This window comes from Amycolatopsis sp. NBC_01488, from assembly GCF_036227105.1.
Taxonomy (GTDB): Bacteria; Actinomycetota; Actinomycetes; order Mycobacteriales; family Pseudonocardiaceae; genus Amycolatopsis.
This window is the reverse complement of the sequence record NZ_CP109434.1, coordinates 5,799,167-5,825,326: the sequence shown is the minus strand read 5'-3', so window position 1 is coordinate 5,825,326 and position 26,160 is coordinate 5,799,167. Positions and strand designations below refer to the sequence as shown.

Below are 26,160 nucleotides of genomic sequence, written 5' to 3'. Positions count from 1 at the left end.
CATGGCTTTCGACACCTTGCTCCCTCGCCCGGTTTCCGTGACGCCGGCACCGGGTTCCTGCCCGTGGCCGTCCCCTGTGGACGTTCGGGCCGCTTCGCTTCCGGCTGAGGGGTACCGGTTGGAGATCACTGCTTCGGGCGTGGTCTTGTCTTGCGGTGATCCGGCCGGCGAGTTCTACGGACGGCAGACCCTGCGTCAGTTGGCGGGGCCGTCGGCGTTCCGCGCGGCTTCCATCGGTGGTCCGTTGTCCGTGCCGTGCGGGGTGGTCGAGGACCACCCGCGGTTCGGCTGGCGCGGGTGCCTGCTCGACGTCGCCCGGCATTTCCGGACCAAGGCGGAGGTGCTGCGGTTCGTCGACCTGCTGGCCGCGCACAAGCTGAACGTGCTGAACCTGCACCTGACCGACGACCAGGGCTGGCGGTTCGAGGTCCCCGCCTTCCGCCGCTTGACGTCCGTCGGCGGGTGGCGGCCGTCGTCGATGGTGGGCAGCGGGGGCGCGCAGGACGGTCGTCCGCACGGCGGCTTCTACACCGGGGACGACCTGCGGGAGATCGTGGCTTACGCGTCGGCACGCGCGATCACCGTCGTGCCGGAGATCGACATCCCGGGGCACGCCCGCGCGGCGCTGGCGGCCTACCCGTCGCTGGGCGCTGAACCGTCCTACGAAGTCTGGACCGCCTGGGGTATCAGCACTTCCCTGCTCGCGCCTTCCGAGTCCACTTTGGACTTCTTCCGGACGGTGTTCGACCACCTGCTGGAGATCTTCCCGTCTCCGGTGATCGCCTTGGGCGGCGACGAGACCCCTGGCGCGACCGACGAGCACCGCACGTTCGTCCGGCTGCTGGCCGAGCACCTGCTCGCGCGCGGCCGGACGCCGATGGGCTGGGACGAGGTCCTCGACATCCCGGACCTGCCCCCGATGGTGATCGGTTCGTGGCAGAACGAAGAAGCGGGCGTCCGCGCGGCTTCGTCCGGACACGAGGTGGTGATGTGCCCGGAGCAGCACGTCTACCTGGACCACCGCCAGTCTCCGGAGCCGGACGAGCCGATCCCGGTCGGCTGGGTCCACACGCTGGAGGACGTCTACGCGTACGAACCGGCGTTGGCCGGGCCGCGGCTGCGCGGGGTGCAGGCCCAGGTGTGGAGCGAGCACCTGGACGACGTACGGCGCGTGGACTACATGGCCTTCCCGCGGCTGTCGGCGTTCGCGGAGGTGGCTTGGAGCAGCGGGGTGCGGGACTACGCCGAGTTCCTGCCGCGGCTGCGGGACCACCACCTGCCGCGGCTGGACGCGCTCGGCGTGGAGTACCGGCCGCTGGACGGGCCGCACCCGTGGCAGACCCGGCCGGGCGTGCCGGGCCGGCCCCGCTGATCACGGCAGCAGCGTCACCACGGCCGACCGTGTCGGGCCGATGTTGCCCGCCGCGTCGATCGAGCGGTACTCGATGCGGTGGCGGCCGTAGCCCGGGTGCGCGTCGCGAACGGCGACACCGTCAGCCCGCCGGAGCCGAGGTTGCCGTACACAGGCCGAGCGCGGCGACGAAACCGGCCCAGTTCCGCATGGCGGCTCTCCCCTTCCTCGGCTGATTCCGGTCTACCGCACGGGAAAAACCACCGGAACCGCCGGAAGTCGGAGATCCGCGGTATAGGGCGTTATACGCGGGTGAGCCGGTACCAGACCTCGGGCCGGCCGACCTGGCCGTAGTGCGGTTCCCGGTGCGCCATCCCGTTGTCCGCCAAGTACTCGAGGTATCGCCGCGCCGTCACCCGCGACGCGCCGATCGCCGAAGCCGCCGCGCCCGCCGACAGTCCTTCGGCCGCGCCCGACAGCGCGTCCGTGATCGCCTCCAAGGTCTGGACGCTCATCCCCTTCGGCAGCGGGGGCTGCTCGGTCGTGCGCAGGGCGCCGAGCGCCCGGTCGATCTCCGCCTGGCCGGTCACCTCGCCCGACGCGTCGCGGAACTCGCGGTAGCGCTCCAGCTTTTCGCGCAGGGTGGCGAATGTGAAGGGCTTGAGCAGGTACTGGACCACGCCGACCGACACCGCCGCCTTCACCAGGCCGAGGTCGCGCGCCGACGTCACCGCGATGACGTCGATCGGCAGCCCGGCCGCGCGCAGCGAGCGGCACACCGCCAGGCCGTGCGTGTCGGGCAGGTAGAAGTCCAGCAGTACCAGGTCGACCGGCTCGCGTTCGCAGAACCGCAGTGCCTCGCCGCCGGAGTGGACGACGCCGGCCACCGAAAACCCGGGCAGCCGCTCGACGTAGACGCGGTGCGCCTCGGCCGCCACCGGCTCGTCCTCGACCACCAGCACCCGGATCACCGGTTCGCCTCCTGCCGCGGCAGGCGCACGGTGAACACCGCGCCGCCGTCCTGGCCGACGTCGACCGTGCCGCCGTAGCGGCGCACCGCCTGCCCGACCAGCGCCAGGCCCAGCCCGTGGCCGTCCTCGGCCTTCGTCGACCAGCCGCGGCGGAAGACGTCCGCGTCCTCGGGGACGCCGGGGCCGGTGTCGGCGACGCGCAGCAGCAGCTCCTCCGGGCCCGAGCGGGCCGTCACGACCACCGCGGGCTTGCCGGTGCCGCGCACGGCCGCGTCGACGCCGTTGTCGATCAGGTTGCCGAGGATGGTGACCAGGTCGCGGGCCGCGATGCCGAGCGAGACGTCGTCGATCACCGTGTCCGGCGTGATCGTCAGCTCCACCCCGCGCTCGCTGGCCTCGGCGGCCTTGCCCAGCAGCAGCGCGGCGAGCACCGGCTCGGCGACCGCGCCGACGACGCGGTCGGTCAGCTGCTGGGCGAGGGCGAGCTCGGCCGTCGCGAACTCGACGGCCTGCTCGGGCCGGCCGATCTCCACCAGGGAAACGACGGTGTGCAACCGATTCGCTGCCTCGTGCGCCTGGGACCGCAGAGCTTCCGCGAGGCCGCGGGCGGTGGTCAGCTCGCCGGTCAGCGTCTGCAGTTCCGTGTGGTCGCGCAGGACGACGACGGTGCCCTGCGAGCGGCCGCCCGAGCGGACCGCGGTCGTGCTGACGAGCAGCACGCGGGCGTCGGTCAGGTGCAGTTCCTCGGCCCGGTTCTCCGCCGACGTGAACGCTTCCGCCAGCCCGTCCGGCAGGCCCAGCGACGCCAGTTCGCGCCCGACCGGGTCGGCGTCGAGGCCGAGGAGCGCGCGGGCGCCGTCGTTGCACAGCCCGATGCGCCCGTCCCGGCCGACGAGCAGCACCCCTTCGCGGACCGAGTGCAGCACGGCTTCGTGGTACTCGAAGAGGTTGCTCAGCTCGTCCGGCGCGACCCCGCGGGTCTGGCGCCGCAGCCGCGCGCTGATCAGCCACCCGCCGAGCGCTCCGACCACCAGCACCGCGCCGGCGACGCCGAACAGCGGCCAGAGCCGTTCACGCAGCTCCGCGCTGATCGCCGCGACGGTGATCCCGACGGCGACCAACGCGACCACCCGCTGCCCCGGGCCGAACACCGGGACGACCGTGCGCACCGACGGGCCGAGCGAGCCGGTGTAGGTCTCGGTGTACTCCTGCCCGTGCTGCGCCTGCGCGATCGTCCCGAGGTAGTGCTGGCCGATCAGCGCCGGGTTCGGGTGGGTGTAGCGGATCCCGGCCGGGCTCATGATCGTGATGAAGTCGACGCGGGTATCGGCCTGTACCTGGAGCGCGAACGGCTGCAGCGGCGCGCTCGGGTTCGCCGTCGCCGCGGCGGCCGCGACGGTCGGCGCGTCGGCCACCGCCTCGGCGATCGCGCGGACCTGGTCGCGCGCGTTCTCGTTCACGGCGCGCTGCGCGTCGAGGTAGGCGAAGGTGATCCCGGCGCCCGCGAGCACGCAGAGCACCGCCAGCTGCAGCACGAGCAGCTGCCGGGCGAGGCTCCAGCGGGTCGACGTCGGGGACACCTCCTCATACCAGCACACCGGCGTCCCGGGTGTCCGAAGGGGACGGTGCCATCATCGCGCGAACTCAATGAACACAAGTGAGCCGGGTCACGGGTCTGCGCCTACAGTGTGCCGCAACCTGGAACACCCCTGAGCTGGAGGCAACGGTGCCGACCCCACCGACGACCGAGGAGACCCCGCGCAAGCGGGACAAGACCCACTACCTGTACCTGGCCGTGATCGTCGCGGTCGCGCTCGGGATCCTGGTGGGTTTCCTCTTCCCCGGCTTCGCCAAGGGCCTCAAGCCCCTCGGCGACGGCTTCGTCAACCTGATCAAGATGATGATCACGCCGATCATCTTCTGCACCATCGTCATCGGCGTCGGCTCGGTCGCGAAGGCGGCCAAGGTCGGCAAGGTCGGGGTGATGGCGTTGGTCTACTTCATCGTCATGTCGACCTTCGCCTTGGCGATCGGGCTCGTCGTCGGCAACATCCTGCACCCGGGCACCGGGCTGCACCTGAACCCCGCCGACGTGAAGAGCGTCCAGAAGTCCGCCACCGGCGCCGAAGGCCCGGTCGACTTCCTGCTCGGCATCATCCCGAAGACGTTCGTCTCCGCGTTCACCGAAGGCGAGGTCCTGCAGGCCCTGCTGGTCGCGCTGCTCGTCGGGTTCGCGCTGCAGAAGCTCGGCCCGAAGGGCGCGCCGATCCTGCGTGGCGTCGAGCACCTCCAGCGCCTGGTCTTCCGCATCCTGGCGATGATCATGTGGGCGGCCCCGATCGGCGCGTTCGGCGCGATCGCCGCGGTGGTCGGCGCGACCGGCTGGGCGGCGTTGAAGAGCCTCGCGGTCATCATGCTCGGCTTCTACGCGACCTGCCTGGTGTTCGTGTTCGTGGTCCTCGGGATCGTGCTGTGGCTCGGCGCCCGCGTGAGCATCCTGAACCTGCTGCGCTACCTCGGCCGCGAGTTCCTGCTGATCCTCTCGACGTCGTCTTCGGAGTCGGCGCTGCCGCGGCTGATCGCGAAGATGGAGCACGTCGGTGTGAGCAAGTCGGTCGTCGGCATCACGGTCCCGACCGGGTACTCGTTCAACCTGGACGGCACCGCGATCTACCTGACCATGGCGACGCTGTTCATCGCCGCGGCGCAGGACGAGCCGCTGTCGCTCGGCTCGCAGATCGGGTTGCTGGCGTTCATGATCATCGCATCGAAGGGCGCCGCCGGCGTCAGCGGCTCCGGCATCGCGACCCTGGCGAGCGGCCTGCAGTCGCACCGGCCGGAGCTGGTCAACGGCGTCGGCTTCATCCTCGGCATCGACCGGTTCATGTCGGAGGCCCGCGCGCTGACGAACTTCGCGGGCAACGCCGTCGCGACCGTCCTCATCGGAAACTGGACGAAGGAGTTCGACCGGGAGAAGGCGCAACGCGTCTTCGCCGGCCAGGAACCGTTCGACGAAGCCACGATGCTCGACGACGACGCCCACAGCGCGGAACCCGAGCCGGAGGGCGAAAAGATCCCGGCCTGACCCCACGACGTTCGTGCTCACGCCCCCGCTGAGCACGAGCCACAGCGGGCCGCTGTGCGAGTCTCCCCGACCTCGCGCAGCGGCCCGTTTCCACGTTTTCAGACGGCGTCGTAGGCGACGCGCGCCGCCGCGATGTCCTCACGGTGCTGCTCGGCCCAGCAGAGCAGACCGCTCAGCGACTGGTACAGCTCCTTGGCCATCGCCGTGGCCTCGTACTCCACCCGCGGCGGGACCGTGGGGTAGATCGTGCGCTTCAGCAGGCCGTCGCGCTCGAGGTTGCGCAGGGTCAGCGTCAGCATCCGGCGGCTGATCCCCTCGACCGAGCGTTCCAGCTCGGTGAAGCGCACCGGGCCGCGGATGGCCTCCAGGAGGATGCCGATCGCCCACTTGCCGCTGATCCGGTTGATGACCTCCAGCACCGTGCAGACATCGAGTTTCTCCGGATCGATCTCGGTGACCTGGACAGGTACACCGATGTTCCCCTGGGACATGAAAGTGCCTCCTTCCCGGCGCACCCATGGTCACACATGATGGGCACTGTTACAAGAAGTGCCCTGGCACCGACCAGGGGGAACGCTCGACTGGAGGGCCTGGCATGGCCGAGAACCACCCCACCCGCTCCCGCGGCTTCGCGCTGGCGGTGCTGTGCGCCGCGTCGCTGATGGTCGTGCTCGACAGCAGTATCGTCGCGGTGGCGCTGCCGGCGATCCAGGCCGACCTCGGCTTCACGCCCGCCGGGCTCGCCTGGGTCGTCACGGCGTACCTGGTCGCGTTCGGCGGCCTGCTGCTGATCTCCGGCCGCCTCGGCGACCTGCTCGGCCGCCGCCGCGTCTTCCTCGGCGGGCTGACGCTGTTCACCGCCGCGTCCCTGGTCGCCGGGCTTTCGGAGGACGCCGGCGTGCTGGTCGTCTCCCGGTTCGCGCAGGGCGTCGGCGGGGCGCTCGCGTCGGCCGTCGTGCTCGGCATGATCGTCACGATGTACCCCGAGCCGCGGGCCCGGGCGCGCGCGATCGGCGTGTACAGCTTCACGCAGGCCGCGGGCGCGTCGATCGGGCTCATCGCGGGCGGCGCGCTGACGCAGGCGCTGAGCTGGCACTGGACGTTCTACGTCAACCTGCCGATCGGCGTGGTCGCGCTGCTGCTGGCGGTCCGCGTGGTCGAGGCCGACCGCGGCACCGGGCTGCGGGCCGGCCTGGACGTCCTCGGCGCGGTCCTGGTCACCGCCGCGGTGATGCTGGGCGTGTACGGGATTTCGTCCTCCGCCTGGGGTGCGCTGACCGCGGCCGCCGTCCTGCTGGCCGGATTCGTGGTGCGGCAGGCGAAGGCGCGCACGCCGCTGCTGCCGCTGCGACTGTTCCGGATCCGCGGGGTCACCGGCGCGAACGTCGTGATGGTGCTGATGGTCGCCGGGATGCTGGGCTTCCAGTTCGTCACGGCGTTGTACCTGCAGCAGGTCCTGGGCTTCGACGCGCTGCGGACCGGCGTCGCGTTCCTGCCCGTGCCGCTGGTGATCGCGGTGGCGTCGCTGGGTTTCGCGGAAAAGCTGGCGTCGCGGTTCGGGCCGCGAGCGGTGCTGCTGTCCGGCCTCGGCCTGGTGATCGTGGGCCTGCTGCTGCTCACGCGGGTGTCGGGTTCGTACTTCACCGACGTGCTGCCGCCGCTGCTGGTGATGGGCCTCGGCGCCGGTGCGGCGATCCCGGCGCTGATGGGGCTGGCGATGTCCGACGTGGCGCCGTCGGACGCCGGCGTCGCATCGGGACTGATCACCACGACCCAGCAGGTGGGTGCGGCGATGGGCACGGCGGTACTGGCTTCCGTGGCCGCGTCCCGCACGGCGAGCCTGGGCAGTGTGGACCACCGCGAGGCGCTGGCATCGGGCTTCCGGCTCGCGTACGGCGTCAGCGCGGGCTTCCTGATCACCGCGGTGGCGCTGGGCGGCCTGGTCCTCGCGCGCCGGACCGCGGCGGCCCCGGAACCCGAGATCTGCGTCGCCGATCCCGCGTGACCCGGCCCGTAGTTCGCGTGATCAGAGCCGTGACTCGCGTGATCAGAGCCGGAACTCGCGAGTTACGGCTTCAATCACGCGAGTTCCGGCCTCGATCACGTGACTCACGGCCTCGATCACGCCAGGTAGGCCGAAAGGCCACGGTGGCCCCGCCGCATCATCAGCGCGTGGTTCGCGCGGAAGAGCGGCCGGGCCACCGTGTCGAGCCGCCGCAGCAGCTCCTTGCGAGCCTGGACGTCCTGGGTGATCTCCAGGAGCGTGCCCGCGCCCGCCGCGCGGACCGCTCCGGCCAACACCCCGTCCAGGTCGCCGCTCAACCGGACCTGCATCAGGCCCGCGCGTTCGTCCTGGTGGTCGCGATGCATGCGGACCACCAAGCGGAACGGGAGCCGGGACCGGCAGACCAGCTCGGCGGTGTCGTCGTCCACCCGGCGCACCGCGCGGACGTCCGACCACCACCGCGGGTAGCCGGCGAGGTCGGTGACCGCGCCGAACACCCGCTCGGGCGCGGTACCGGGCAGCAGCCACCTGCTGCTGAACCGGTAGCGCGCGCCCGTCACGTCACACCTGGGCCGAGACCAGCTTCCGGCCGTCCACCGTGACGATGTCGACCGACTTCACGTCGTCCGGGGCCACCAGCGCGGAGCCGTCGAGCGAGAAGCCCTGGCTCTCCCACTTCTCGGACACCTTCCAGCTGCCGGCGGTGACCGCCTGGCCTTCCTTCGTGACGACCTGCAGCAGGCACTGCTCCCCGGCCTTGACGCCCTTCACGGCGACGTTGACCCGGACCCAGCCCTGGAACGGGGCCACCGACGCGGCCAGCTGCACGCCGGTCGTCGGGTCTCGTCCTTCGGCGCTCTTGGTACCCGGGACTTCGGTCGGCTGCGCGGGGATCGCGATGGGCCCGCTGTCCGAACCGGTCTGCCGGCCCACCAGGATCCCGCCGCCTAGCGCGGCCACCACCAGCACCGCCGCCGCGACCAGGGCCAGGCCCCGCCGTGACGTCGAGCGGACCGGCGCCGCCTCTTCTTCGTCGCGCACCCGCCGCAGGGTCTTCTGCAGCAGCAGGTCCCCGCCTTCGGGCGGCCCGTCGAGGAACGCCTCGGGCGGTACCTCGTCGAGTGACTCCCGCAGGGCCACGAGCTCGTTCAGGTCGAACCGGCACTGCGCGCAGGTCTGCAGGTGCCGCCGCTCGAAGTCGGCCGCCTCGCCGGGATCGAGCGCGCCGAGGGCGTACGCGCCGAGCTGCGTGTGACTCTCGTCGACCGAGTTCATCGCGCCACCTCCGTTCCGCTCGAAATCATCGCTGCTCTCAGTGCTCTCAGTGCGTAGTAGGACCTTGATTTCACGGTACCCGGCGCGACGCCGAGTGTTCTCGCCGCTTCGGCCACCGTCCGTCCCCGGTAGTAGATCTCCACCAGGACCTCTCGGTGCTCGTTGGACAGGCCGTCCATCGCGCCGAGCACCGTCATCGAGTCGACCACGCCCTGGGCGTGATCGCGCTCGACGGCCGGCGTCGGCGCGCCATCGGCCGGTTCGGCCACCTCCTGTGGCCGGGCCGCCCGGGCGCGTGCCCGGTCGGTGACCAGGTTGCGCGCGACGGTCAGCAACCAGCCGCGCACCGAGCCCTTCCCGTCGTTCTGCAGGTCGTCGGCGTGTTTCCACGCGCGGACCAGCGTCTCCTGGACCACGTCCTCGGCTGCCGCCCGATCACCGGTCAGCCTCGTCGCGTAGGCCAGCAGGCTCCGGCCGTGTTCGGCGTACAGCTGCCGAATCAGGTCCTCGCCCTTGGCCTTCTTAGGCCGCCTGCCTCCTATGGCCACCCTCGTCCTCCCGACGGTGTTCTGAGTCGTCGAGGACAGTAGTGCAACCCTCAGCTCCACCGGCGGTGCGTGCGTCGAGCGCAGCGCGACCATGGTGTTCATCGGCTGCCCGTCCTTCCTCGTTCTGCCCGGAATCCGTCGGTGTTCAGTAACCGGAGCCGCCGGCCGCCGGCTTCGCGGTGATCTTGCTGCCGTCGGGCCCGACGGCGAACCAGGTGCCGTTGGCGCCCTGGCCGTTCATCTGCCCGGGAGCCTTGTCGCCCGAGAACTCGTACAGCGCCCAGCCGTTGAGCGTGAGCTGCTTGCTGCCGTCCTTGCGGGCCAGCGTGCCGACCTGGCTGTCCTGAATGCCCTGGAGCATCGGCATGCCCGCCCCGGCCAGCGCGGGCGGCCAGGTGGTCGCGCACTCGCCGTCGCAAGTGGACGTCGGCGGCGTGGCCATGTCCTTGTCGAACCGGTAAAGCGTCTTGCCGGCGGCGTCGGTGACGACCGTCCCGACGCCCGCCACCTCGGTAGCGGCCAGCATCACGTGTCCGGGCTGCCCGTGCTCCGGGTTCCCAGCCCCGGCGGAGGCCATGTCGCCGCAGGCCGACAGCGGTGCGACGACGGCGAACGCGGCGGCGCAGACGACGGCCGTCCGGATACGGTTCATGACGTTCTCTCCTCGGTGAGGGCGGCACCGCCGTCCGGCGGACCTCGACACAGGAGACACGGACGCGCCGCGAAAACGGTTCAGCGGTGATTCCCCGGTTCGGTGCCGGTTCGCGGCCGGATTGGTGTGTTCCGGTGATCGGCACCGCCTTGTCGCCGTGCGGACGGGTTCCTAAGCTGATCACGTCCGCACCGCCGCCCCCGCTCGTCCCGGGAGCCGCCGTGTCCGTGAAACCCCTCGTCTGCCTGGCGCTGCTGGCCGCGGGCTGCTCGACGGCCGCCCCGGCACCCTCGTTCACCGCCACGCTGACTTCGCCGACGGACGTGGTCCTCAGCTGGCCGGACGACGCCGACGGCCACCGCGTCGACTACGCGAACGACCCCGCCGGGCCGTGGACGACGCTGCGGTTCCTGCCTCCGCACGTGACGAGCTACCACCACCCGGACCTGCTCCCGGAGACGCCGTTCTACTACCGGGAGCAGCCGTTCACCGGCTCGGTCTCGACCGGCCTGCACGCGGTGACGTCCGGCGACACGATGACCTTCACCTGGGCCGACCGGTCGAGCGACGAGGCCGGCTTCCTGCTGGAGATCCGCCGGCCGGGCGCGCCGGAGTTCGACCCGGTCGAGGTGACCGACCCGGACACGACGACGTGCGCGCTGTCGCTGCTGCCCGGCGAGGCAGGTTCGGCGTTCCGGGTCCGGGCTCTGCACTACGGCCCGCTCTCGCCGGTGGTCCACCAGACCACCGGCGAGCAGCGGTGAGGCGCTACTCGGCCGTCAGGACGTGCCGCAGGAACTCGCCCGTGTAGCTCTCCTCGACGCTCGCGATGTGCTCCGGCGTGCCCTCGGCGACGATCGTGCCGCCGCCGTTGCCGCCTTCGGGGCCCATGTCGATGATCCAGTCGGAGGTCTTGATCACGTCGAGGTTGTGCTCGATCACGATCACCGAGTTGCCCTTGTCGACCAGGCCGTTGATCACGCCGATCAGCTTGTTGATGTCCTCGAAGTGCAGGCCGGTCGTCGGCTCGTCGAGGATGTACACCGTCTTGCCGGTCGAGCGCTTCTGCAGCTCGCTGGCCAGCTTGACGCGCTGCGCCTCACCGCCCGAAAGCGTCGGCGCGGGCTGGCCGAGCCGGACGTAGCCGAGGCCGACGTCCACCAGCGTCTGCAGGTGGCGGTGGATGGCCTTGATCGGCTCGAAGAACTCCGCCGCCTCCTCGATGGGCATGTCGAGCACGTCCGAGACGGTCTTGCCCTTGTAGTGCACCTCGAGGGTTTCCCGGTTGTACCGCGCGCCCTTGCAGACCTCGCACGGGACGTAGACGTCCGGCAGGAAGTTCATCTCGATCTTGATCGTGCCGTCGCCCGCGCACGCCTCGCAGCGGCCGCCCTTGACGTTGAACGAGAACCGGCCCTGTTGGTAGCCCCGGACCTTCGCCTCGGTGGTCGCCGCGAACAGCTTGCGGACATGGTCCCAGACACCCGTGTAGGTGGCCGGGTTGGACCGCGGGGTCCGCCCGATCGGCGACTGGTCGACGCGCACGAGCTTGTCGACGTTGCCGAGGCCGTTGACGCGGGTGTGCCGGCCCGGCACCTGGCGGGCGCCGTTGAGCTTGTTCGCCAGCACCGTCGCGAGGATGTCGTTCACCAGCGTCGACTTGCCGGAGCCGGAGACGCCGGTGACCGAAACCAGGCAGCCGAGCGGGAACGAGACGTCCAGCCCGCGCAGGTTGTGCTCGCGCGCGCCGACGACGGTCAGCTGCCGCTTCTTGTCGATCGGACGGCGGATCGCCGGGACCTCGATCCTGCGCCGCCCGGACAGGTACTGCCCGGTGAGCGAGTCCTTGCTCTTGAGCAGCTTCTTGTACGGTCCACTGTGGACGATGTGGCCACCGTGCTCGCCCGCGCCCGGGCCGATGTCGACCACCCAGTCGCTGGAGCGGATCGTGTCTTCGTCGTGCTCGACGACGATCAGCGTGTTGCCCAGGTTCCGCAGCCGGGTCAGCGTCTCGATCAGGCGGTGATTGTCGCGCTGGTGCAGGCCGATCGACGGCTCGTCGAGCACGTACAGCACGCCCACGAGGCCCGAGCCGATCTGCGTCGCGAGCCGGATGCGCTGCGCCTCGCCACCCGACAGCGTTGCCGACGCGCGGTCGAGCGATAGGTACGTCAGGCCGACGTCGAGCAGGAAGCGCAGCCGCGCCTGGATCTCCTTGAGCACGGCGCCGGCGATCATCGACTCGCGCTGCCCCAGCTCCAGCTCGTCGAGGAACTGCGACGCCTCCGCGATGGACAGCCCGCAGACCTCGGCGATGGACATGTCGCCGCGGGTCTGGTGCTGCAGCGTGACGGCGAGGATCTCCGGCTTGAGCCGGGTGCCCTGGCAGGCCGGGCACGGCACCTCGCGCATGTAGCCCTCGTACCGCTCGCGCATGTACTCGGACTCGGTCTGCTCCTGGCGCCGCTCGAGGAACGGGATGACGCCCTCGAAGTTCGCGTAGTACGAGCGCTGGCGGCCGTAGCGGTTCTTGTACCGGACGTGCACCTGCTCGTCGACGCCGTGCAGCACCGCCTTCTGGGCGCGCGCGGGCAGCTTGCGCCACGGCGTGTCCATCCGGAAGCCGATGGTCTCCGACAGCGACTCGAGCAGCCGGATGAAGTAGTCCGCGCTCTGCCCGCCCGACCACGGCGCGATCGCGCCCTCGGCCAGTGACAGCTCGTCGTCCGGCACCACCAGCTCCGGGTCGACCTCCTTGCGGATGCCGATGCCGGTGCACTCGGGGCAGGCGCCGTAGGGCGAGTTGAAGGAGAACGAGCGGGGCTCGAGGTCCTCGATGGCCAGCGGGTGGCCGTTGGGGCAGGCCAGGTTCTCGGAGAAGCCCCGGATGCGGTGCGGGTCGTGCTCCGGCAGGTCGACGAACTCCAGCTCGATCAGCCCGTCGGCCAGGCGCAGCGCCGTCTCGACCGAGTCGGTGAGCCGCTGCCGCGAACTCGACTTCACGCTCAGCCGGTCGATCACCACGCCGATCTGGTGCTTTTCCTGCTTCTTCAGCTTCGGCGGGTCGGTGAGCGCGTGGACCGTGCCGTCGACGACCACGCGCGCGTAGCCCTGCTGCTGCAGGTTCTCGAACAGGTCGACGTACTCGCCCTTGCGCCCGCGCACCACCGGCGCGAGCACCTGGAAGCGGACGCCCTCGTCCATCTCCAGCACCTGGTCGACGATCTGCTGCGGCGTCTGCTTGCTGATCGGCTCGCCGCAGGTCGGGCAGTGCGCCTTGCCGGCGCGCGCGTAGAGCAGGCGCAGGTAGTCGTAGACCTCGGTGATCGTGCCCACGGTCGAGCGCGGGTTGCGCGAAGTGGACTTCTGGTCGATCGACACCGCGGGCGAGAGGCCCTCGATGAAGTCGACGTCCGGCTTGTCCATCTGGCCCAGGAACTGGCGGGCGTACGCCGAGAGCGACTCGACGTAGCGGCGCTGCCCCTCGGCGAAGATGGTGTCGAAGGCGAGGCTCGACTTCCCGGACCCGGACAGGCCGGTGAACACGATCAGGCTGTCGCGGGGCAGGTCGAGATCCACGCCGCGGAGGTTGTGCTCGCGGGCACCGCGAACAACGAGGCGATCAGCCACGCCAGGGTCCCTTCAGTGTCATTCAATGCTGCGGTCGCCGGCCCGGGAGGAGGCTGCACGGGCGGCCTCTCCATGCTACGAGCCACCACCGACAGAAACCGGATCCGCGGCCTGGACCTGCGGTTCTTCCGGCTTTCGCCGAGTGGTGAGCCACCGGTGGACCGGCCGTTCGACCCCCGCGGTGACCGCCCAGCCGGCCAGCACGGCGGCGCCGACGACCACGGGGAGCCGCAGCCAGCCGGGGAGACCGGCATCGAGCAGGGCGCGGGCCAGGACGTAACCCAGTTCCTGGTGCACCAAGTAGAGACCATACGAGATGCCCGCGAGCCAGGTGACGGCCGGGGCGATCCTCGCCAGCCCGGGGAACCGCCAGTCCGGGCCGCGGGCGGCGAGGCAGACCAGCAGCAGGAGCACGGCGAACCCGATCGTGGACGGCCAGCGCTCGGCGTCCTGCGGCAGCGCCCGGTGCAGCGGGAACACCTGCAGGTCCTGCGCCGCGACGGCGGCGACCACGAACAGGGCGGCGTGCCACGTCTTCAGGCGGTGCCGCGACCAGAGCCACAGCGCGACGCCGATGGCGAACACGTGCAGGCGGTGCAGGCCCAGCCCGTAATAGCAGCTGTCGACGACCGGGCGCACCGTCTCCGGGTCGAAGACCACGAAGCGGAGCACGAGCGGGACGAGGATCAGCGCCCACAGCAGCGCGACGGTGAGCCGGTGGGTGCGCCACGACCGCGGCCACAGCAGGGCGGCGCCGGTGAAGGCCAGCAGCTGCACCGGCAGCGTCCAGTAGGAGCCGTCGAGGTAGTAGAACGTGCCCGAGCGGACGCCCCACTCCTGCACCATGCCGAGGTTGGTGACCAGGTCCAGCCCGGTCGGGATGTACCACGGCGACGGGTTCGCCGGCGGCCCCTGCGGCACGCCGAAGAGGAACCCGGTGACACCCGGCGGGTAGGGCAGGCCGCTGAAGGAGATGGCCGCCCACCGCGTCACGACGTAGGTCACCAGCACGGCGACGAGGTAGGCGGGCACGAGGCGCGCGACCCGGTTCCACAGCCACCGGCGCGGATCGCCCTTGCGCAGGCTCGCGCAAACGAAGAAGGCGGAGATCACCAGCAGGATCGCGGCGCCGAACTGCGCTGTCACCCGCACGGGGTAGCCCGTGAGTTCCGGGTGGAGGAGGGCACCCTGGTGGGTGACGTGCCCGAGGATCACCGCGAAGACGGCGACGACGCGGAGGAGGTCCCAGCTGATCCGGCGCGGCGTCGGGGAGGTGGGCACGGTCGTCCTGAGGTCGGCTTGGCGGGGCTGCGGTGAGCCTACGTGGACTCCCCCGCGCGTGCTTGTGCGGGTGGAACCGCTTGGAGCGAAACGACTACCGTGTGCACGGTGAACATCGTGGAGACCTACACCGGGCACGTCGACCCGGGCGGCGACGCCACCCGGCGGACCCTGGACGCGCTGACCATCACCAAGCTGTCCGTCGGCCCGATGGACAACAACACGTACCTCCTGGTGTGCCGCGCAACGCAGGAGGCCCTCCTGATCGACGCGGCCAGCGACCCGGAGCGCATCTCGGACCTGATCGGCCACGGCCCCGACCGCCCGGCTCTTCGCACGGTCGTGACGACCCACCAGCACCAAGACCACTGGCAGGCCCTCGGCGCGGTGGCGGGGGCGAACGGCGCCAACACGGCCGCCCATCCGCTGGACGCCTCGCCGTTGCCGGTGCCGCCGGACTTCCTGGTGGAGCACGGGGACACGCTTTCGGTGGGGCAGGTCACTCTTTCGGTGATCCACCTGCGGGGGCACACGCCGGGGTCGATCGCGCTGCTGTACCGGGATCCTTCGGGGTATCCGCACCTGTTCACCGGCGACTCGCTGTTTCCGGGTGGGGTGGGGCGAACGACATCGCCGGAGGACTTCGCGTCGTTGTTGGACGATGTGTCTTCGCGGATCTTCGACGAGCTGCCGGACGAGACGTGGTTCTACCCGGGCCACGGGGACGACTCGACGCTGGGAGCGGAGCGGCCGAAGCTGAAGGAGTGGCGCGAGCGCGGCTGGTGAGTGCTCCGGCCGACGTCCCGGCACGGTCGGAGCGGCCGGGGTAACGCTTCGACCGTCAAACCCCCACTTCCGGGCAACTCACCGGACGAACCGGGCGTCCCCCAAGAACCCAGCGCTGGGACTTCCACCGGTTCTTTCCGCCAGGAGGCCCACCATGTCCAGACCCGTGCGACGCGCACTCGTCGCTGTCACCCTGCTGCTCGCCGGCACTCTCGCGACCGCCGCGTCGGCGCAAGCGGCCGCTCCCACCATCCCGGCCATGACGAACATCCGGACCGGGAACAACACCGGCTTCGACCGGGTCGTGCTCGACCTCACCGCCGGGCCCGCGCCCACGGTCGGCTACCAGCTGACCGACGAGCTCACCGCGGACCCGAGCGGCGAGGTCGTCTGGCTCACCGGGCAGTACTTCGTCAACGTCGGCGCGACACTCGCCGCCGCGCACGATGTCAACGGGAATCCCACCTACACCGGGCCGCAGAAGTTCCGGACGCGGAACCTGGCCAACGTCATGGCCGTCGCCGTCACCGGGGACTTCGAGGGGCACCTCTCGATCGGGCTCGGGGTGCGGTCGCGGACCGCGGTGAACGTCTTCACGCTCACCGCGCCCAACCGCGTCGTCATCGACGTCGCCCACTGAGCCCACCTGTGGGCGGGGGAGTCACCCGCGCTCGTACGGGATCTTCTCCCCCGCCTCCACCGCGAACGGCAGGTGGTTGCCCGCCGGCGGCAGCGGGCACGTCGCGAAGTCCGTGAACGCGCACGGCAGGTTCACTGCCCGGTTGAAGTCCAACGTCACCGATCCGTCGGGCGCCGGCGCCCCGACCGGCAGCGACCGGTTCGCCGCGTACGTCGTGACGCCGCTCGTCCCGTCCGTGAACAGGATGCTGAAGCCGCCGTCCTTGCCGTTGAACGCCGTCAACGTGTGGGACGAGCCGCCATGCGAAAAGTGGACCACGCCCGGCGCCGTGTAGACGTGGCTCAGGCCCTCCACCACCGCGCCCACGGTCGTCGGCCGCGGCGAGTCGAACGGCTCGAAGCGCCCCGAGACCACCCACGACGGCGAAGGCTCGTACGCCGGGACGCCGTGGAACGCGCGCAGCACCTCGGCCTTCGGGTCGTGCACGCGGATCAGGTACCCCGAGCGGCGGGCGACCTCGATCTCGACGTCGCCGGCCAGCACCCGCGTGCCCGCGCCGCTGTTGACCAGCTCGAACCGGCGGGTCTCCGTGATCGGCGAACCCTCGTGCGTCAGCGACGCGCCGGCCGGGTCGACGTACGCCGCGTCCGCGTCCTGCCACCAGCGGCCGGGGATGCCCGGGTACTCGCGCGGGGCGTCGGTCAGCCAGTCGAGCGACACCAGCGCCAGCCAGCCGTGGGGTGCCGCGAGGTCCTCCTCGCGCTGCGTCTTCCAGTCCTGCCACTCGCTCGTGAACGTGCTCATCGCGGGCCCCTTCCCATCGGCTACGAAGGTGCCAACCCGCCACCCGGGCCGGTATTCCGCGTCCCAGTATCCGGACCCGTCCGCAGCCACGCGATTTCCCGCTCGCCACCAGCCGGGACGACGACGCGGCGAAATCCGCCCGATAGCGCGGCCGCCGCGTGGAACCGGTCGGAGACGATCAGCAGCTGGTCCAGTTCCGGCGCCGCGGCCAGCGCCGCCTTCAGCACCTCGGCTTCGCACAGCCAGACCGCCCGCGCGATCGCGGCACCGCCGAAGTAGGGCGGGCGCAGCACGACGTCGCCGTGGTCGGCGGCGAGCCTCAGGCGCAGCCTGCCGAAGTCGTTGAGGTGGCGGTTGCGCCGCCGCAGCGCCTCGGCCAGCCCGCCGGCGAACTCCGTCGCGACCCACCGGAGCGGCACGGACGGCGGGATGACGAGCGTCGTGCTGTCCCCGTCCTGCCGCCGGTACCAGGTCGGCGTGCGGTACGGCACCGGGACGTGGTCGAACGCCTCGTCCAGCACGCCGTCGAGGGTGGCGCCGAGGTGCACCGCGCGTGCGGTGCCGCCGCGGCTCGGGACGGCGATCCCGATCCGGACGACGGTCGCGGCCACCGGGACGGTGCGCATGACCTCCTCAGTCCTCCCGGGGGTCGAAGGACCACTGCAGGCCGTAGCTCAGCCCCTGGTGCAGCTCGTGGAACTCGAGGCCCACCTCGCCGACCCGGTCCACCGTCAGCGCGTCCCCCGAGTCGACGCCGTCGTCGATCACCCGGCTCGGCACGCCGTTGAGGCGCCAGACGCGGGACGGCGGGCCCGCGCGGTCGAACCGGACGCGCACCGAGAACTGCTCGCAGCGCCGCAGCGGCGTCATCACGTAGTACGGCCGCAGCGACGTGCGCCGGGGCGCGAAGCGGATCCCGTACTCGTGCCGCTGGCCGAGCCGCAACGGGCTGGGGAGCCGCATGACGAACTGCGCGTGGCTCGCCGAAACCTGGCGCGCTTCGACGATCTCGCCGCCGAACAGGACCTCGGCGGTGATGTCCGGGACCGGATCGCTGCCGGGCTCGGCCGGGACGCTGAAGGAGAGCACGAGCTCGTCGAGCTCGTCGACCTCCGCGACGATCCGGCGTTCCTCCTGCAGGTCCGGCGGGTCGCGGTCGAGGTGGAGCATCGCCTTCATCGACTCGACGTACCAGCCGGCCAGCGGGTGCCGGTCCCCTTCGGCCGGGGGCGCGCCGAGCAGCTCGTCGAGCCGGCGGAACGCGAGGTCGATCCGGCGGCGCGCGGTGCGCGGGTCGCGGTCCAGGACGCTGGCCAGCCACGAGATCCGCCGGTCGAGGAACTCCCCCGCGGCCTCTTCGTGCAGGCCGAACGCCGCGAGCGCGGCCAGCCGCAGGTCGTCGGGCAGCCGGCCGCACAACTCGGTGAGCCGCAGCACGAGCTTCTCGCGGGCGGGCACGGGCTGGTCGGCGCCGGTGATCCCGCACGCCTCACGCAGGCAGGGGCCGATCCGCTGGTGCAGATCGGCCGCGTCGAGCCCGCGGCCGCGGCGCAGCTCGTTCAGCTCCCGCACGAACGGGAAGGAGTTCCCGGGCCGCATCCCACCCCCTTCCGGAGCCGCGGCGGAAATGCCGGCCACATTACCAAGAACGGTTCCCCCGAGGTATGACAGATCCCGGACACCGGCATTCACGGAATACCCGGCCGGCCGGCCCCCCACGTGCCGGCCGGCCGGGCCGCCGCGGGTCAGTTCGCGCCGAAGATCAGCGCCCAGATCGAATGGCTCTCCATCACACACACCTCCTCATCGCTGCGCCCAGGCCGAAGCGGGGTACGAGGTGAAGCCGCGTGCCCCGGCCTCTCCGCGTTTGCGGTGGCCGCCGGAAATCCGGCAGGGCACCGGCCATGAACGCGGCGAAGGCCGATTTCACGGGCAAAGCACTCCCGATCTCGCTCGAAATGAGAATCCGGCCGGTCGGCATCTGTTTCTTTTTCCGGCCGGACCCAGGATCGCGCGGGAGCGGGGTCCGCTCAGAGGCCCGTTGTCACGGGCGGTGTGTGCCGTTTGGCTCAGAACGGGCGAAGGCCCGCAGGACGCGCGGCTCGCGGATGAGGATCCGGCGGCGGCCGGTCTCGACGATCCCCCGCTCCCGCAGCACGCGCAACGCCCGGGCGACGGTACGCCGGGCCGCCCCGATCTGTGCGCCGATGTCCTCCTGCGAGAACGCGGCCTCGATGAGCACGCCTTCCGGGACGCGCCTGCCGTGCTCCTCGGCCAGCCGGACCAGGACCACCGCGACGCGGCGGCTGACGTCGAAGGCGGCGGAGTCGACCCGGGCCGATTCGGCGTTGCGCAGGCGCGCCGCGACCGTCTTGATCGTCGCGATGGCGATCTCCGGCCGGGTGTGCAGGACGTCGACGAACTCCGCGCCGGTCAGCTGGAAGACGGTGCAGGGCTCGATCGCGCGCACCGACGCCGATCGCGGCCGCCCGGTCACGGCGGCGAGATCGCCGAGCACCTCGCCGGGGCCGCGCAGGCCGAAGAGCACCTCGCGGCCGTCTTCGACGATCGTGGAAACGCGCACCCAGCCGGAAACCAGCACGTGGACGTGGTCGGACGGGTCGCCCTCCATGAGCACGACGTCGTTGGCCCGGAACCGGCGGCGGGTGCCCCGGCCGAGCAGGTACTCGCGGTCGGCGTCGGCGAGGTAAGCCAGAAGTGCGCCCTCGCCCGTGTCGTCGTGCCCGCTCATCGTTCCCCTCCGGAGGTTCACCGTAACCCGGCGTGGCGACTCTCGGCGAGGGCCGCGACCGGTAGGGTCGCCGCGTGGACGTGGAGATCTACACCGACGGCGCGTGCAGCGGGAACCCGGGACCGGGTGGCTGGGGCGCGGTGCTCCGCTACGGGCGGCACGAGCGCGAGCTGTACGGCGGCGAAGCCACCCCGACGACGAACAACCGGATGGAGCTGACCGCGCCGATCCGCGCGCTGGAGAGCCTGACCCGGCCGTCGCAGGTCCGCGTGTACACGGACAGCACGTACGTCCGCAACGGGATCATGCAGTGGCTGCCGCGCTGGAAGAAGAACGGCTGGCAGACGGCGGCGCGCGCACCGGTGAAGAACGCGGACCTGTGGCAGCGCCTGGACGCGGCGGTCGGCGGTCACGAGGTCGAGTGGCTGTGGGTCAAGGGCCACGCGGGGCACCCGGAGAACGAGCGAGCGGACCGGCTCGCCGTGCGCGGGGCGCAGGAAGCGCGGGAGAGCGGGAAGCCGGTCAACGCCGAATAGTCCTCAATGGACGTTCGGACCGCCCGTGGCACAATTCCCGGATGCCTCCCGCTTCGTGCCCGTGCGGCCTGACCGAGTCCTACGCCGCCTGCTGCGGCCGGTTCCACGACGGCTCCCTCGCGGCGCCCACGGCCGAGCTGCTGATGCGCTCGCGGTTCAGCGCGTTCGCCGTCGGGGACACCGCCTACCTGCTGCGCACCTGGCACCCGGACACCCGCCCGCGCCACCTGAGCCTCGACCCGCGCCAGGAGTGGACGCGGCTGGAGATCCTCGGCCGCACCGGCGGCGGGCTGCTGCACGCCGAAGGCACGGTCGAGTTCCGCGCCCACTACCGCCGCCGCGGGCAAGACGGCTTCCAGGAGGAGAACAGCCGCTTCCGCCGCGCCGACGGCCAGTGGGCCTACCTCGACGCGGAAGCCTGATGGGCACCGCCGTCGTCGGCGTCGCGGGCGCCCTCCTCGGTGTCCTGGTCGGCGGCTTCCTCCAGCACCTGCTCGCCGCGCGCAGCCGGCGGTGGCAGCGGGAAGACGCGCTCGGCAAGCTCAAGCAGGCCGTGTACGCCGAGTACCTGCGCTCGATCAGCGCGAGCTACGGCCAGGCGATGGCCGGCGCGCGGACCCGCACCGAGGACGCCCGCCTGCACGCCGCCACGGCCGAGATCGAAGTGCTGGCAGGCCGGGAGGTCGCCGGGCCCGCCCGGGATCTCGCGAACACGGTGATCGAGACGCACTCGAAGATCGCGTCCGGCGAGGGAGCCGAGGGGACCGCCGTCGCCGCCGTCGACCGGCAGCGGCTGGAGGTGCTCGCGCTCTTCAAAGCCGATCTCGGAATAACGGCGTAACGAGCCCTCTCGCCCGTGCTAAGACAGTGCGGCGATGGGAAAACCGACGCGCCGCGCCCGCGCGAAGGCGGACTACCTCGGCTTCCTCGGCGCGCGGGAGTGGCCGCGCGCCGCCCGGTCAGCGGGGAACGCCTCTACAGCGCCGGGCTGACACTCTTCGACGTCGACGTCCCCGCGATCGGGGCCGCGCTGACCGGCGGCGTCCCGCTGAGCGAAGCACTTCCCCCGCGGATCTGGGAGGACGGTTCGCTGCCGCTCTTGCTGGCCCTGCGCGCCGCCGCGGCGTGGCAGGCCGCGGAGGTCTGACCGGAACGCCCCTGTTCTCCCGGTGACCGGACCGCTACGATCGTCCGCAATTGTTAGGAAAGTTCCCTAACGATGGTCCGCTGTCCCCCCGCCGCCGTGGTGCCTAGGAGGCGCGCTAGTGAGCTATCGGCAAAGAAGAACCCGGATCCTCCTCGCGGCGGCCGCGGTGGCCGTCGCGGTGACCGGAGTGACCGTCCCGGCGGCCACCGGGCAGGAACCGGCCAGCGCAACGGTCGTGGCCGCGGGCCCGGCCACCGCCGTCCCCGGCTTCCTGATCCAGACGTCGGCGCAGGTCAGCGACGATTCGGCGGTGTCGAAGCCCGGCTACGACACCGCCGGCTGGTACCCGGTCGGCCCGCGCTCGACCGTCTACGCCGGCCTGCTGGCCAACGGCAAGTACGCCGACCCCTTCTATTCGACGAACATGAAGAACGTGCCGACCGCGGACTTCAAGGTCCCGTGGTGGTACCGGACCGACGTCACCGTCGCCGACCCCACCCAGCGCACCTACCTCGACTTCAGCGGCGTGCTGTCCAAGGCCGACGTCTGGGTCAACGGCACGAAGATCGCGGACAAGACGCAGGTCAACGGCGCCTACCAGCGCCAGGACCTGGACATCACCGCACAGGTCAAGGCGGGCACCAACAGCGTCGCGTTCAAGGTCTACCCCAACGACCCGAACAAGGACCTGTCGATGGGCTGGATCGACTGGGCCCAGACCCCGCCGGACCAGAACATGGGCATCGTGCGGGACGTCCTCGTGCGGCGCAGCGGCCCGGTGGCGCTGCGCGGCGGGCACGTCGTCACGAAGCTGACCGGCCTCACCCACGCCGACCTGACCGTGAAGGCCGACGTCCGCAACGACTCGGCGGCGGCGGTCTCGGCGACGGTCTCCGGCACGGTCGCCGGCAGGCCGATCAGCCAGACCGTTTCCCTGGCCGCGAAGGAGAAGAAGACCGTCACGTTCCCGGTCGTCGGGATCGACGACCCGCAGGTCTGGTGGCCGGCCGGGATGGGCGGGCAGCCGCTCTACGACCTCGACCTGACCGCGAGCGCCGGCGGGACGGCGTCGGACACCTCGCACTCCACCTTCGGCGTGCGCGAGGTCAAGGCGCCGGTCAACTCCAGCGGCGGCCGATCCTACACGATCAACGGGCGCCCGCTGCTGATCAAGGGCGGCGGCTACTCGCCGGACCTGTTCCTGCGCTGGAACGAGCAGTACGCGGCGGACAAGCTCGCCTACGTCAAGGACCTCGGCCTCAACACCGTGCGCCTGGAGGGGCACCTCGAGCCGGACGAGTTCTTCGACCTCGCCGACCGGATGGGCGTGCTGACGCTGCCCGGCTGGGAGTGCTGCGACAAATGGGAGGGCCAGGTCAACGGCAGCGAGCCGGGCGACTCGTGGACGGCCGCGGACTATCCGATCGCGAAGGCGTCGATGACCGCGGAGGCCGAGCGGCTGCGCGACCACCCGAGCGTCATCTCCTTCCTCATCGGCAGCGACTTCGCGCCCGACGCGACGATCGAGAAGAACTACCTCGACGCGCTCAAGGCCGCGGACTGGTCCACCCCGGTGGTTCCGGCCGCGTCGGCGAAGTCGTCGCCGCAGCTCGGGGCGTCCGGCATGAAGATGAACGGCCCGTACGACTACGTCCCGCCGAACTACTGGTACGACAAGGCGCACAGCGACCTCGGCGGCGCGTGGGGCTTCAACTCCGAGACCAGCGCCGGGCCGGACATCCCGACGATGGACACGCTGAAGCGGATGATGTCCTCGAGCGAGCTGGACACGCTGTGGAAGAGCCCGTCGACCGCGCAGTACCACCGGTCGTCGTCCTCGACGTTCGCCAACCTGAAGCTCTTCGGCGACGCGCTGGCCGGCCGCTACGGCAAGCCGGCGAGCCTCGACGACTTCGTCCGCAAGGCGCAGCTGGCGCAGTACGAGAACGTCCGCGCCGAGTTCGAGTCGCACTCGCGGAACTTCAGCGACAGCTCGAACCCGTCGACCGGGATCATCTACTGGATGCTCAACAGCGGCTGGACGTCGCTGCACTGGCAGCTGTTCGACACCTACCTCGACCAGAACGGCTCGTACTTCGGGGCCAAGAAGGCGAACGAGCCGCTGCACATCCAGTACTCGTACGACACCAAGTCCGTGGTGGTGGTCAACCACAACCACGACGCGGCGTCGAACCTCACCGCCCGCGTGCAGCTGTTCAACCTCGACGGCACTTCGAAGTTCGACCAGTCCAAGACCGTTTCGATGGGCGGTGACGGCGCGAAGACGACCGCGCTGACCATTGGCTCGGTGAGCGGGCTGTCGACGACGTACCTGGCGAAGCTGGTCCTGAGCGACGCGTCGGGCAAGGAGGTCAGCCGCAACGTCTACTGGCTGTCCACCAAGGCCGACACGCTCGACTGGGGCAACAGCGACTGGTACTACACGCCGACGACGTCGTACGCCGACCTGTCCGGGCTCAACAGCCTGGCTCAGGTGACGCTCGGCTCGACCGCGAACTCGACCACGAACGGCGACGGCACCACGACGACCAAGGTGACGCTGACGAACGGCTCGGCGAACAAGGTGCCGGCGTTCTTCGTCGACGCGCACGTGCTCGGCGCGGCGGGCGCGCCGGTGCTGCCGGTCCAGTGGACCGACAACCAGGTCACCCTCTGGCCGGGCGAGTCGACGACGCTGACGGCGACGTACCGGACCGCGGACCTCAAGGGCGCCAAGCCGTCCGTGCGGGTCGCGGGCTGGAACACCGGGACGAAGACGATCCCGGCGGACGGCACTACCGGCCCGGGTGCCCCGGCCGACTACCAGGCCGAGGACGCGGCGCTGACGAACGCGGCCACGGCGTCGAACCACGCCGGGTTCACCGGCACCGGGTTCGTGGACTACACGAACGCGACCGGCAGCGCGGTGGAGTGGACCGTGCCCGCGGCGGCCGCGGGCCCGGCGAACGTCGTCCTGCGGTTCGCCAACGGCACCACGGTGAACCGGCCGATGGACATCACGGTGAACGGCACGAAGGTGGCGTCCGCGGTGGCGTTCGGCGGCACGGGGAGCTGGGACACCTGGCAGACGGTCACGATCCCGGTGACCCTGACCGCCGGGGCGAACCGGATCAAGGCGACCGCGACGACCGCCAACGGCGGCCCGAACGTCGACAAGATCACCGTCTAGCCCAAGTCCACGAGGGGGCACCTTCATGGCTTTGACAGCCATGAAGGTGCCCCTCATGACATCCAGAGGAGGCGCTGGGCGCGGTCCGGATCCGAGACGGTCGTGGAGACGTCGTCGAAGATCCGCGTGACGCGGTCGGCCGTCGTGTAGCGCGGCCAGCCCGGGTCGCCGGTCGCGATGAAGCGGACCCACGCGCCGATCATCTCCGTCGCGACCGACTGCAGCCGCTCGGCCGGGAACGTCCGCCCGGCGAAGAGGAACCGCCAGTTCTTGTTGCGGATGTCGTCGAACACCAGCGGCAGGTCGAGCCCGTGCGGGGCACCCAGGCCCGTGCCGCGCGGGGCGATCCGCCAGTCCAGCCGGTACATCCAGGCGTCCGGCTGCCTCTCGGCGAAGCGGATCGCCGGGATCCACCAGTCCCCCGCGGTCAGCGCCCGGTTGCGAACCTGGTCCTCCGGCCAGTCCGGCAGCAGCTCGGCGTAGGCCGCGACGGCTTTGTCCACCGCGGACGCGTCCAGCATCGTCGAACCGACGCCGAGGAGCTTCGCGCCGCCCGACTGCAGCCAGCTGAACAGGTCTTCCTCGTCGGCCGTAGTCCCGATGAGCAGCGGCACGTCACGGACGCTGTCCAGCGGGCGCGACGGCAGCAGCTCGTCGCCGACGACCACGCGATAAGTCACCTTGGTCCCGGAGACCGCCGAAACCCGTTGCTGCGCTTGAAGAATCTTCTTCACCGGCAGGGTGGCGAGGTCACTCGGGGCAGCGTCCAGTTCGGAAAGGACCGCCGAAGCGATCGCCGAACCCTCGGCCGGGGTGTGCACGACCGAGCCGACGCCGGTGCCGCTCTGCACGATCGCCTGGTGGACGAGCCCACGCGTGGCGGGCACGGCCAGCAGCGTCCCGACCGTGCGGCCGCCGTTGGACTGCCCGGCCAGCGTCACGCGGCCCGGGTCGCCGCCGAACGCGGCGGCGTTGTCCCGCACCCACTCCAGCGCGGCGACCTGGTCGCGCAGGGACAGGTTGGAGTCGGCGACGCCGGGCAGGTGCAGCATGCCGAGCACGCCGAGCCGGTAGGCGACGGCCACCACGACGACGCCTCGCCGGGCGTACGCCGACGCGTCGAACTGGTGCGGCGCGCCCAGCACGCCGCCCCCGCCGTGGATCCAGACCAGCACGGGGTACGAGCCGGGCGTGGCCGGGGCGTACACGTTCAGGTAGAGGCAGTCCTCGTCGCCGGTGAAGCCGCGGCCGGTCAGCTCCGGCTGCGGCGCCCGGGCCGCCCACCTCGTCGCGTCGCGCACGCCGGACCACGGCGGCGCCGGGCGGGGCGCGCGGAACCGCAGCTCCCCCACCGGCGGTTCGGCGTAGGGCACGCCCAGGAACGTCCGGACTCCGTCGCGTTCGGACCCGCGCAGGGCGCCGGCCGCGGTCTCCACCGTCGTCACGAACCCAGCCTAGGAGCGCGTCCGAAAGTCCGGCAGCTTCCGCGGCAAGGACTCGGTCCGCC

General features: G+C 71.3%; 25 protein-coding genes. 11 read left to right on the top strand and 14 right to left on the bottom strand.

The window, feature by feature from the left end:
* Position 1 precedes the first annotated feature (1 nt).
* A complete protein-coding gene (locus OG738_RS27660) occupies positions 2 to 1,372 on the top strand; it encodes a beta-N-acetylhexosaminidase (protein ID WP_329045220.1) in 1,371 nt (456 codons plus the stop codon).
* Positions 1,373 to 1,653: 281 nt separating this feature from the next.
* Here OG738_RS27660 and OG738_RS27655 read toward each other — a convergent pair whose 3' ends face one another.
* Positions 1,654 to 2,322: a response regulator gene (locus OG738_RS27655; RefSeq protein WP_329045218.1), complete on the bottom strand. Its 669-nt coding sequence runs from the start codon at positions 2,320 to 2,322 to the stop codon at positions 1,654 to 1,656.
* Entirely contained in the window at positions 2,319 to 3,902 is a 1,584-nt protein-coding gene (locus OG738_RS27650; RefSeq protein WP_329045216.1) for a sensor histidine kinase, read from the bottom strand. Before OG738_RS27650 ends, OG738_RS27655 begins: the two co-directional genes overlap by 4 nt.
* Positions 3,903 to 4,048: 146 nt before the next feature.
* Between OG738_RS27650 and OG738_RS27645 the strand changes: the two genes are divergently transcribed.
* Complete coding sequence (locus OG738_RS27645; protein WP_329045215.1) at positions 4,049 to 5,407, top strand: cation:dicarboxylate symporter family transporter; 1,359 nt, start codon at positions 4,049 to 4,051, stop codon at positions 5,405 to 5,407.
* 98 nt (positions 5,408 to 5,505) lie between these two features.
* Here the strand turns inward: OG738_RS27645 and OG738_RS27640 are convergent, their stop codons facing one another.
* Positions 5,506 to 5,898, bottom strand: coding sequence for a winged helix-turn-helix transcriptional regulator (locus tag OG738_RS27640; RefSeq protein WP_329045214.1), 393 nt, complete (start codon positions 5,896 to 5,898; stop codon positions 5,506 to 5,508).
* A 104-nt stretch (positions 5,899 to 6,002) separates the two neighbouring features.
* On the opposite strand from OG738_RS27640, the gene OG738_RS27635 reads away from it, so the two are divergent.
* On the top strand, positions 6,003 to 7,412 hold the full coding sequence (locus tag OG738_RS27635) for an MFS transporter (RefSeq protein WP_329045213.1): 1,410 nt from the start codon (positions 6,003 to 6,005) through the stop codon (positions 7,410 to 7,412).
* 116 nt (positions 7,413 to 7,528) lie between these two features.
* On the opposite strand, the gene OG738_RS27630 is transcribed toward OG738_RS27635, so the two are convergent.
* The 4 genes from OG738_RS27630 to OG738_RS27615 all read right to left on the bottom strand — a co-directional run bounded on the left by OG738_RS27630 (position 7,529) and on the right by OG738_RS27615 (position 9,887).
* Entirely contained in the window at positions 7,529 to 7,972 is a 444-nt protein-coding gene (locus OG738_RS27630; RefSeq protein WP_329045212.1) for an SRPBCC family protein, read from the bottom strand.
* Position 7,973: 1 nt separating this feature from the next.
* Entirely contained in the window at positions 7,974 to 8,687 is a 714-nt protein-coding gene (locus tag OG738_RS27625) for an anti-sigma factor family protein (protein ID WP_329045211.1), read from the bottom strand.
* Entirely contained in the window at positions 8,684 to 9,235 is a 552-nt protein-coding gene (locus OG738_RS27620) for a sigma-70 family RNA polymerase sigma factor (protein ID WP_329056855.1), read from the bottom strand. The genes OG738_RS27625 and OG738_RS27620 overlap by 4 nt, the downstream gene beginning before the upstream one ends.
* Positions 9,236 to 9,380: 145 nt before the next feature.
* Positions 9,381 to 9,887 (bottom strand): COG4315 family predicted lipoprotein, encoded by a 507-nt coding sequence (locus tag OG738_RS27615; RefSeq protein WP_329045210.1) that lies wholly within the window; start codon positions 9,885 to 9,887, stop codon positions 9,381 to 9,383.
* Positions 9,888 to 10,108: 221 nt separating this feature from the next.
* Between OG738_RS27615 and OG738_RS27610 the strand changes: the two genes are divergently transcribed.
* On the top strand, positions 10,109 to 10,651 hold the full coding sequence (locus OG738_RS27610) for a fibronectin type III domain-containing protein (RefSeq protein ID WP_329045208.1): 543 nt from the start codon (positions 10,109 to 10,111) through the stop codon (positions 10,649 to 10,651).
* A 4-nt stretch (positions 10,652 to 10,655) separates the two neighbouring features.
* On the opposite strand, the gene uvrA is transcribed toward OG738_RS27610, so the two are convergent.
* Positions 10,656 to 13,517, bottom strand: coding sequence for an excinuclease ABC subunit UvrA (uvrA, locus tag OG738_RS27605; RefSeq protein ID WP_329045206.1), 2,862 nt, complete (start codon positions 13,515 to 13,517; stop codon positions 10,656 to 10,658).
* Positions 13,518 to 13,592: 75 nt separating this feature from the next.
* The gene (locus OG738_RS27600) at positions 13,593 to 14,798 is read right to left on the bottom strand and encodes an acyltransferase family protein (RefSeq protein ID WP_329045205.1); all 1,206 of its coding nucleotides are present in this window, start codon (positions 14,796 to 14,798) and stop codon (positions 13,593 to 13,595) included.
* A 108-nt stretch (positions 14,799 to 14,906) separates the two neighbouring features.
* Between OG738_RS27600 and OG738_RS27595 the strand changes: the two genes are divergently transcribed.
* Together OG738_RS27595 and OG738_RS27590 are read left to right on the top strand one after the other, a co-directional pair.
* The gene (locus OG738_RS27595; protein ID WP_329045203.1) at positions 14,907 to 15,584 is read left to right on the top strand and encodes an MBL fold metallo-hydrolase; all 678 of its coding nucleotides are present in this window, start codon (positions 14,907 to 14,909) and stop codon (positions 15,582 to 15,584) included.
* A gap of 154 nt (positions 15,585 to 15,738) precedes the next feature.
* Positions 15,739 to 16,224 carry an AMIN-like domain-containing (lipo)protein gene (locus OG738_RS27590; protein WP_329045202.1) on the top strand — a complete coding sequence of 162 codons (486 nt, stop codon included), beginning with the start codon at positions 15,739 to 15,741 and terminating at the stop codon, positions 16,222 to 16,224.
* A gap of 21 nt (positions 16,225 to 16,245) precedes the next feature.
* Here OG738_RS27590 and OG738_RS27585 read toward each other — a convergent pair whose 3' ends face one another.
* The 4 genes from OG738_RS27585 to OG738_RS27570 form a co-directional block, all read right to left on the bottom strand.
* Positions 16,246 to 17,028, bottom strand: a complete 783-nt coding sequence (locus OG738_RS27585; protein ID WP_329045201.1) for a DUF1684 domain-containing protein — start codon at positions 17,026 to 17,028, stop codon at positions 16,246 to 16,248.
* 20 nt (positions 17,029 to 17,048) lie between these two features.
* A complete protein-coding gene (locus tag OG738_RS27580) occupies positions 17,049 to 17,654 on the bottom strand; it encodes a hypothetical protein (protein ID WP_329045200.1) in 606 nt (201 codons plus the stop codon).
* A 7-nt stretch (positions 17,655 to 17,661) separates the two neighbouring features.
* Positions 17,662 to 18,627, bottom strand: coding sequence for a hypothetical protein (locus tag OG738_RS27575; protein ID WP_329045199.1), 966 nt, complete (start codon positions 18,625 to 18,627; stop codon positions 17,662 to 17,664).
* Positions 18,628 to 19,072: 445 nt separating this feature from the next.
* Entirely contained in the window at positions 19,073 to 19,780 is a 708-nt protein-coding gene (locus OG738_RS27570; protein WP_329045198.1) for a Crp/Fnr family transcriptional regulator, read from the bottom strand.
* 74 nt (positions 19,781 to 19,854) lie between these two features.
* Here OG738_RS27570 and rnhA point away from each other — a divergent pair, with 74 nt between their 5' ends.
* From rnhA to OG738_RS27545, 5 genes are all read left to right on the top strand, one after another.
* Positions 19,855 to 20,316, top strand: a complete 462-nt coding sequence (gene rnhA / locus OG738_RS27565) for a ribonuclease HI (protein WP_329045197.1) — start codon at positions 19,855 to 19,857, stop codon at positions 20,314 to 20,316.
* A 41-nt stretch (positions 20,317 to 20,357) separates the two neighbouring features.
* The gene (locus tag OG738_RS27560) at positions 20,358 to 20,738 is read left to right on the top strand and encodes a YchJ family protein (RefSeq protein WP_329045196.1); all 381 of its coding nucleotides are present in this window, start codon (positions 20,358 to 20,360) and stop codon (positions 20,736 to 20,738) included.
* Positions 20,738 to 21,157: a hypothetical protein gene (locus OG738_RS27555; RefSeq protein WP_329045194.1), complete on the top strand. Its 420-nt coding sequence runs from the start codon at positions 20,738 to 20,740 to the stop codon at positions 21,155 to 21,157. The genes OG738_RS27560 and OG738_RS27555 overlap by 1 nt, the downstream gene beginning before the upstream one ends.
* A 99-nt stretch (positions 21,158 to 21,256) precedes the next feature.
* Complete coding sequence (locus OG738_RS27550) at positions 21,257 to 21,463, top strand: hypothetical protein (protein ID WP_329045193.1); 207 nt, start codon at positions 21,257 to 21,259, stop codon at positions 21,461 to 21,463.
* 118 nt (positions 21,464 to 21,581) lie between these two features.
* Complete coding sequence (locus OG738_RS27545) at positions 21,582 to 24,653, top strand: glycosyl hydrolase 2 galactose-binding domain-containing protein (protein WP_329045192.1); 3,072 nt, start codon at positions 21,582 to 21,584, stop codon at positions 24,651 to 24,653.
* Between the two features lie 53 nt (positions 24,654 to 24,706).
* Here the strand turns inward: OG738_RS27545 and OG738_RS27540 are convergent, their stop codons facing one another.
* On the bottom strand, positions 24,707 to 26,098 hold the full coding sequence (locus tag OG738_RS27540) for a carboxylesterase/lipase family protein (protein WP_329045190.1): 1,392 nt from the start codon (positions 26,096 to 26,098) through the stop codon (positions 24,707 to 24,709).
* Positions 26,099 to 26,160: the final 62 nt, after the last annotated feature.

Excerpts from the sequence above, each read along its gene's own strand:
- OG738_RS27585 (WP_329045201.1), bottom strand. The coding sequence starts at position 17,028 with ATGAGCACGTTCACGAGCGAGTGGCAGGACTGGAAGACGCAGCGCGAG.
- OG738_RS27660 (WP_329045220.1), top strand. The coding sequence starts at position 2 with ATGGCTTTCGACACCTTGCTCCCTCGCCCGGTTTCCGTGACGCCGGCA.
- OG738_RS27635 (WP_329045213.1), top strand. The coding sequence starts at position 6,003 with ATGGCCGAGAACCACCCCACCCGCTCCCGCGGCTTCGCGCTGGCGGTG.
- OG738_RS27575 (WP_329045199.1), bottom strand. The coding sequence starts at position 18,627 with ATGCGGCCCGGGAACTCCTTCCCGTTCGTGCGGGAGCTGAACGAGCTG.
- OG738_RS27615 (WP_329045210.1), bottom strand. The coding sequence starts at position 9,887 with ATGAACCGTATCCGGACGGCCGTCGTCTGCGCCGCCGCGTTCGCCGTC.
- OG738_RS27570 (WP_329045198.1), bottom strand. The coding sequence starts at position 19,780 with ATGAGCGGGCACGACGACACGGGCGAGGGCGCACTTCTGGCTTACCTC.
- OG738_RS27580 (WP_329045200.1), bottom strand. The coding sequence starts at position 17,654 with ATGCGCACCGTCCCGGTGGCCGCGACCGTCGTCCGGATCGGGATCGCC.
- OG738_RS27555 (WP_329045194.1), top strand. The coding sequence starts at position 20,738 with ATGGGCACCGCCGTCGTCGGCGTCGCGGGCGCCCTCCTCGGTGTCCTG.
- OG738_RS27640 (WP_329045214.1), bottom strand. The coding sequence starts at position 5,898 with ATGTCCCAGGGGAACATCGGTGTACCTGTCCAGGTCACCGAGATCGAT.
- OG738_RS27625 (WP_329045211.1), bottom strand. The coding sequence starts at position 8,687 with ATGAACTCGGTCGACGAGAGTCACACGCAGCTCGGCGCGTACGCCCTC.
- OG738_RS27560 (WP_329045196.1), top strand. The coding sequence starts at position 20,358 with ATGCCTCCCGCTTCGTGCCCGTGCGGCCTGACCGAGTCCTACGCCGCC.
- OG738_RS27590 (WP_329045202.1), top strand. The coding sequence starts at position 15,739 with ATGTCCAGACCCGTGCGACGCGCACTCGTCGCTGTCACCCTGCTGCTC.